We start from the raw sequence: 6,234 nt of genomic DNA on the forward strand, positions 1-6,234 counted from the left end.
TACGCGCCCTCCGGCGCTAAAAGGTAGCTAGGTGTTATAACAAATTTTCAAAGCCGACAGGCAGTCAAGCTGCCTGCGGTTTAAAATATTGTTATGGCGACAGGCCACTGGCCTGCTATTGGAGGAAAAATAATGGATTATAAATATACCAAACAAACACCAGTAAAACTACGTGAAATCGGAAAAGATGAAAAATGGTTACAGGAAATGATAGAAAAAGATCCCTCAATTTTAAACTTGGGAGATTTAGCAGTAATCGAACGAGAAAGAAAGCAATCTTCAGGAGGAAGAATTGATTTTCTTATGTACAATCCAGATGACGGTGTTAGATATGAAGTTGAATTAATGCTTGGAACAGTTGATGAAAGTCATATTATAAGAACAATAGAATATTGGGATATCGAAAGAAAAAGATTTCCATCTCTAGAACACCGAGCAGTCATAGTTGCTGAACAAATAACAAATAGATTCTTTAATATAATCAGTTTACTAAATCAATCAATTCCCTTAATTGCAATTCAATTAAATGCTTTTACAATTGAAAGTAATCTTTGTTTAAATTTTGTGAAAGTACTTGATATAAACGAACCTGGTGACGAAGAATTACAAGGAACTTCAGAAATCGTAAACAGAGAATATTGGGAACAAAAAGTTAATAAAAAATCATTACAAGTTTTGGATGAAATTGTAGAAGTTCTGAAAGATACTATTCCTGATTTACGAATTACATATAATAAAAATCATATCGCTATGGGCTCAGAAGGTGGAGTTAATTTTTCATGGTTTCACCCAAGGAAAGGAACTCACATCCATTTTGATGTAAAAATTGATAATGATGTTATAAAGGAATGGAGTGAAAAACTCGAAGAATCTGGAATCGAAAATATGATAAGAAGCAATGGCACAAACATAAGTGCTAAAATAACATCAAAAGAACTTTCATCTGCAAAAGACTTGATTTCAGAATTATTTAATAAGGCTTATGAACTAGCTAAATAATGTATATTTCAGAAAGCAAGTCAAGCTTGCTTTCTGAAATGAAATTGAACTTTATGGTTAGGACGAAGAAGCAGTAGTACGCGGCTTTACGCCGCTTGGAAAATAAATAATAATAGAAACGTTTCTTCAAAAAGTGTGCAGAATAATTCTTAAAGAAAAAAAGGAATTAAAAAATCTAATTCTGTATAAGAAATAAAATTGCCATAACAAAGGTTCGTAGCCGACAGCGGGTCAGGCCCGCTGCGGTACAACCAATTGTTATGCTCACACGCCACTGGCGTGGTTAAAATGAAGGAAAACATGGTAAAATTATTATCTGAAAACATTAAAGATGAAATATTTGATTTATTTGAATCTTCAGAAAAAGAAATAAACATTATCAGTCCTTTTATAGGAATTCAAACTGCTAAAGAAATAGTAAAAATTATAAAAGAAAAAAATATAAACGTAACTTTAATAACAAGATTTAATCGCTCAGATTTTTATTCAAAAGCAAGTAGCCTTGAGGCTTTAAATTTATTGTCTGATAATAATGTAAAAATTCTTGCTGTAAAAAAATTACATACAAAACTTTACATCATCGATACAGATTCTATGATTCTAGGTTCTTCAAATTTTACGACTGGTGGTTTTCTAACAAATATTGAATTAAATGTTTTATTTCAAAATGAAAATAATGATTGTAATGAAATTATTGGAACAGGGATAGCATATTTCAATGAATTCAAAACAAACATTCCAAATGATTATGTTGTTACAAAAGAAAGAATTCTAAATGAAATCGAAATTCTCAAAACAATTCCAAGGCAGAAAGAAATTACTAGATTTGATGAAAGATTTAATTTTGGATTTGAATTTGAAAATTTAAGTAAAGTTATTTCACGACCTGATATGATTGAAAGTTGTTTCTCTGAAAATCTTATTACAAATTCAACTGCTTGGCTTAAATTTGAAGGATTCTCAGATGAAAGAAGAAAAAAAGGAGATACAATCATAGAAAAGGAATTAGAAGAAGGAAAATATAAAACATATTTTGCGACAAAACCAAGTGGTTTTAAAACTGGAGATTTGGTTTTCTTAGGAGTTGCTAGTTATAATCTGGAAAATAAACCAACTATTATGATATATGGATATGGAACTGTTAAACAATGGCAAAAAAATCAAATAGCTTCTCAAGAAGAAAAGAATAAAAATCCAGATAGAAATAGATGGCCATATTACATATATTTTGAAAATATAAAATATATACATGATGAAGCTTGTAAATGTATTCCAATTTCCGACTTATATGAAAATATAGGTGCAGATGCATTTCCAAATTCTGTAGGTACAAATCGAGATGTTCACGGAATGCATTATCAGCGAGAAAAATTAAGAATTACAGATAAAGCAAAAAATTATTTACTATCCGAATTATCAAAAAGAAATTGTATATAGCATAACAAAGGTTCGTAGCCGACAGCGGGTCAAGCCCGCTGCGGTACAACCAGTTGTTATGCTGACAGGCACACTGGCCTGCCTTTTTTTTAGAAATAAAAGTAAGGCGTTGGTTCATGTAAAAAACTTTCGCACGTGCATTCGCACTGTCTCAAGCTTTTTGCATGAAGAAATAAATATTTTAGAATTTTATTTTTCGTGGACATTCAAAATTTCCGAAGTCTACGAGAAAATAAAAAAAATAGTTTGCAGTTAGTTATCTTAATTTACGCGCCCTCCGGCGCTAAAAGATATCTAGTAGCATAACAAAGGTTCGTAGCCGACAGCGGGTCAGGCCCGCTGCGGTACAACCAGTTGTTATACGGACGGCTTATTGAGCCGCTGAATGTGAAATAAGAATTTAAATTTTTCAAATTTAGCAAAAATTTCATATTCAATTCCTATAATAAGTTATGTGAGGTTTTGTTATGAAAAAAATTATTTCGTTATTCTTTGTTTGCTATTCAATTATATTTTCATCATTGTTATTTTTTAGTTGTGAAACAACAAAAATACAATCAAAATCTATCGAACAAGCTGAAGTTCAAGAAATAGATGGGACTTATATAATTAATAACAGAGATTCCAAAGGCAATGCTTTTCTAAATGGAAAAATTATTATTAAAAATAAAACAACTTTCTATAACATGTATAAGGATGTAAAAATTTTATGTATTGGATTTACTGATAATGGAACTAAAAATGTACTGTTTGAAGCAAAATCATACAATCACAAAGATTCATTTGGTTATGTAATGTATAATAATGCCATTGAATATAAGAATGGAAATTCTTTTCAGTCTGAGGAACCAGAATACAATCTTTCTGATTATCGACAAATAATTTTTGTTACAACTAATGGAAAAATTACAAACTCAAAATCAGAAATTAAAAATGGAAATTTCAATATCACAATATATGATTATGACTTTTCTCAACTTTCAACTTTTGTAAAAAACATTCTTGAAAAAGAAGAAGAAAAACACGCCGAAGAAGTAAAAACTGGAGAAGAGAAATACAACGAGTTTTGTAAAACAGTATTTGAAAATGGAAAAAGGCTTTATGAAGAAAAAATTTCATCGATTCCAACTCTACCAATTTTTATAAATTCATTTAATACAGAAAATGATGTTTTAGATGCTGTTAATGCTTATATAACTTTTGAAAATACCTCAAATAAAACTATAAAGTATGTTGATTTTGAGTTAATACCCTACAATCGTGTTGATGATATTACATATTCGACTTTAGATGGGGGTTCTACGAAAACCGTCCAAGTTGTTGATTATATAAAACCTAATTCTCGTTATAAAGCAAAATGGAATGCAGTATGGTACAACAGTTCAATTGCATATATGAAAATAAATTCCATTAGAATAACATACACTGATAACTCTGTAGAGAAAATAACTAACGAAAAATTAAATGGACTTTTTAAGAAAAGAGAATTAACTAAGGAGGTATATCTAGATTCAAAAAAATCACTTATTTTAAAGTATAATGTTGCTGATAATGATTTTTACGCAGAGTTAAATCTTAACAAATCAATGTTTATGTCAGAACTTTCTTCTTACCAAGTGTATTTTGAAACAGATTTGTTTTATAAAGATGGGGCAAAAATTAATTTTTATGAACAAAATGCCACCGGTTCGTATGAAACAGGTGCTTTAAGATTTGAGTTGGACTCAGATTATAATAACTTTCAAACTATATATTCGGCTAAATCTGGAGAAATAAGAAAAGAATCAATTGGAATGCTACCAGGAAGTGAAATTCAACTAGAATTAATATATAAATTTAACGATGAACAAATAAATTTTATAAAAGAATGTATTTGTATGAAATATTATAGAGATTCGATAAAATAATCGTATAACAAAGGTTCGTAGCCGACAGGCAGTCAAGCTGCCTGCGGTACAACCAGTTGTTATGCTCACAGCCCACTGGGCTGGTAGTTGCATATTACAAATTTCATAAATTTTATAAGAATGGAGAAAATTATGAATTTTAAGGGCAACACCGGAAAAATTATTACAACAGAGGAAGAATATGTTGTAATAAAACAAAAATCATTCGCTTTTGGTTCTTACGAAAAAAAGATTCCGTACAGCAGGATAAAATCAATTGAAATTGAAGAGCCCAATATGGGCACGGCTGGATATATACGAATTGTCGAATTTGGAGATGAAAGAATTTTTAATAAGAAAAAAGGAGAAGCAGCATTAGATGATGACTCAGTTCTTTTTAATGGCAAGAAAAACTATAATTTGGCAAAAGATTTTAAGGAATTTGTAGAATCAAAGTTATCAAACTCAGATGAAACTTCTGATTCAGAAAAAAGTGTCTATACTAAAAAGAAAAAGGGTGGAAAATTAAAGTTTGTTATTTTTGCTGTTATTGCATTTATAATTGTTCAATGCAATATCTCAAATGCAAATAAGAAAAAAGAAGCCATAAAAGAAAGCCAAATTCCTGCTTATGAAAGATTTGGAATTTCTGAAAATGACTATGCAGAAATTAGTCCTATTTTCGAAAAATGTGGTTTCACAAAGATCACTAAAGTAGAAAAAGAAGATGAATTAAATGATGGAACTATTTCATATTATATTGAGATGGAAGGTGTAAAACCAAATAAAGTAATTTCTGTTGGAAAAACAGAAGGCAATATTATTACGGTATATTTGACAAAAGATAATAAACTGAGTGAAATTTTAGTAAATTTCTCTCCCGTTTATAAAAACGGTAAAATTTTAAATAAAATTGAAGCTTTTACAGAATTATCACTAGAAGAAAAAACTGCTTGCCAAATGATTTGCGAATCATCAATAAAAAAGATGTTGAAAAGTCCTGCAACAGCAAAGTTTTGTGATTATTTAGATTATCGCTGGTCTAAAGAAAATGGAATCATAAAAGCTCAAGGTTATGTGGATTCTCAAAATGGTTTTGGTGCAATGGTAAGAACTAATTATATTTTAACTTACGATTGTGTAAAACAAAAGGCAGTCTCAATTAATGTAGATGGAACAAAATATAATTATGAATAATTATTTTACGCAACGGTCAAGCCGTTGCTAAAAGATATATTTTTGCAGTAAGAAAGCATAACAAAGGTTCGTAGCCGACACGCGGTCAAGCCGCGTGCGGTACAACCAATTGTTATAACGACAGTCTATTGGACTGCCCTTTTTTAAGAAAAAAATATCTAGTTGGTTTGTGTAAAAAACTTTCGCACGTGCATTCGCACTGTCTCAAGTCTTTTGCATGAAGAAATAAAAATTTTTAGAATTTTATTTTTCGTGGACTTAAAAATAATTATTGAAGTCTACGAGAAAATAAAAAAATAGATCGCAGTTAGTTATCTTAATTTACGCGCCCTCCGGCGCTAAAAGGTAGCTAGGTGTTATAACAAATTTTCAAAGCCGACAGGCGGTCAAGCCGCCTGCGGTTTAAAATATTGTTATAACGACAGTCTATTGGACTGCCCTTTTTTTAGAAAAGTAATTTATTGGTTTATGTAAAAACTTTTCGCACGTGCATTCGCACTGTCTCAAGCTTTTTGCATGAAGAAATAAATATTTTAAAATTTTATTTTTCGTGAACTTAAAAAAGTTATTGAAGTCTACGAGAAAATAAAAAAATATTTTTGCAGTTAGTTATCTTTATCTACGCGCCCTCCGGCGCTAAAAGGTAGCTAGGTGTTATAACAAATTTTCAAAGCCGACAGGCAGTCAAGCTGCCTGCGGTTTAAAATATTGTTAT

At 30.3% G+C, this 6,234-nt stretch carries 4 protein-coding genes; all 4 read left to right on the top strand.

Annotation, left to right across the window (positions count from 1 at the left end; genetic code table 11):
• Positions 1–93: 93 nt before the first annotated feature.
• The 4 genes from G626_RS0114770 (at position 94) to G626_RS17005 (ending at position 5,519) form a co-directional block, all read left to right on the top strand.
• Entirely contained in the window at positions 94–999 is a 906-nt protein-coding gene (locus G626_RS0114770; RefSeq protein WP_156003386.1) for a PDDEXK family nuclease, read from the top strand.
• Positions 1,000–1,299: 300 nt separating this feature from the next.
• Complete coding sequence (locus G626_RS0114775) at positions 1,300–2,436, top strand: phospholipase D family protein (RefSeq protein WP_196800505.1); 1,137 nt, start codon at positions 1,300–1,302, stop codon at positions 2,434–2,436.
• Between the two features lie 467 nt (positions 2,437–2,903).
• The gene (locus tag G626_RS0114780; RefSeq protein ID WP_022933559.1) at positions 2,904–4,343 is read left to right on the top strand and encodes a hypothetical protein; all 1,440 of its coding nucleotides are present in this window, start codon (positions 2,904–2,906) and stop codon (positions 4,341–4,343) included.
• 132 nt (positions 4,344–4,475) lie between these two features.
• The gene (locus G626_RS17005; protein WP_022933560.1) at positions 4,476–5,519 is read left to right on the top strand and encodes a hypothetical protein; all 1,044 of its coding nucleotides are present in this window, start codon (positions 4,476–4,478) and stop codon (positions 5,517–5,519) included.
• Positions 5,520–6,234: the final 715 nt, after the last annotated feature.

The sequence above is a fragment of the Treponema bryantii NK4A124 genome, from assembly GCF_000421345.1.
GTDB classification, from domain to species: Bacteria; Spirochaetota; Spirochaetia; order Treponematales; family Treponemataceae; genus Treponema_D; species Treponema_D bryantii_B.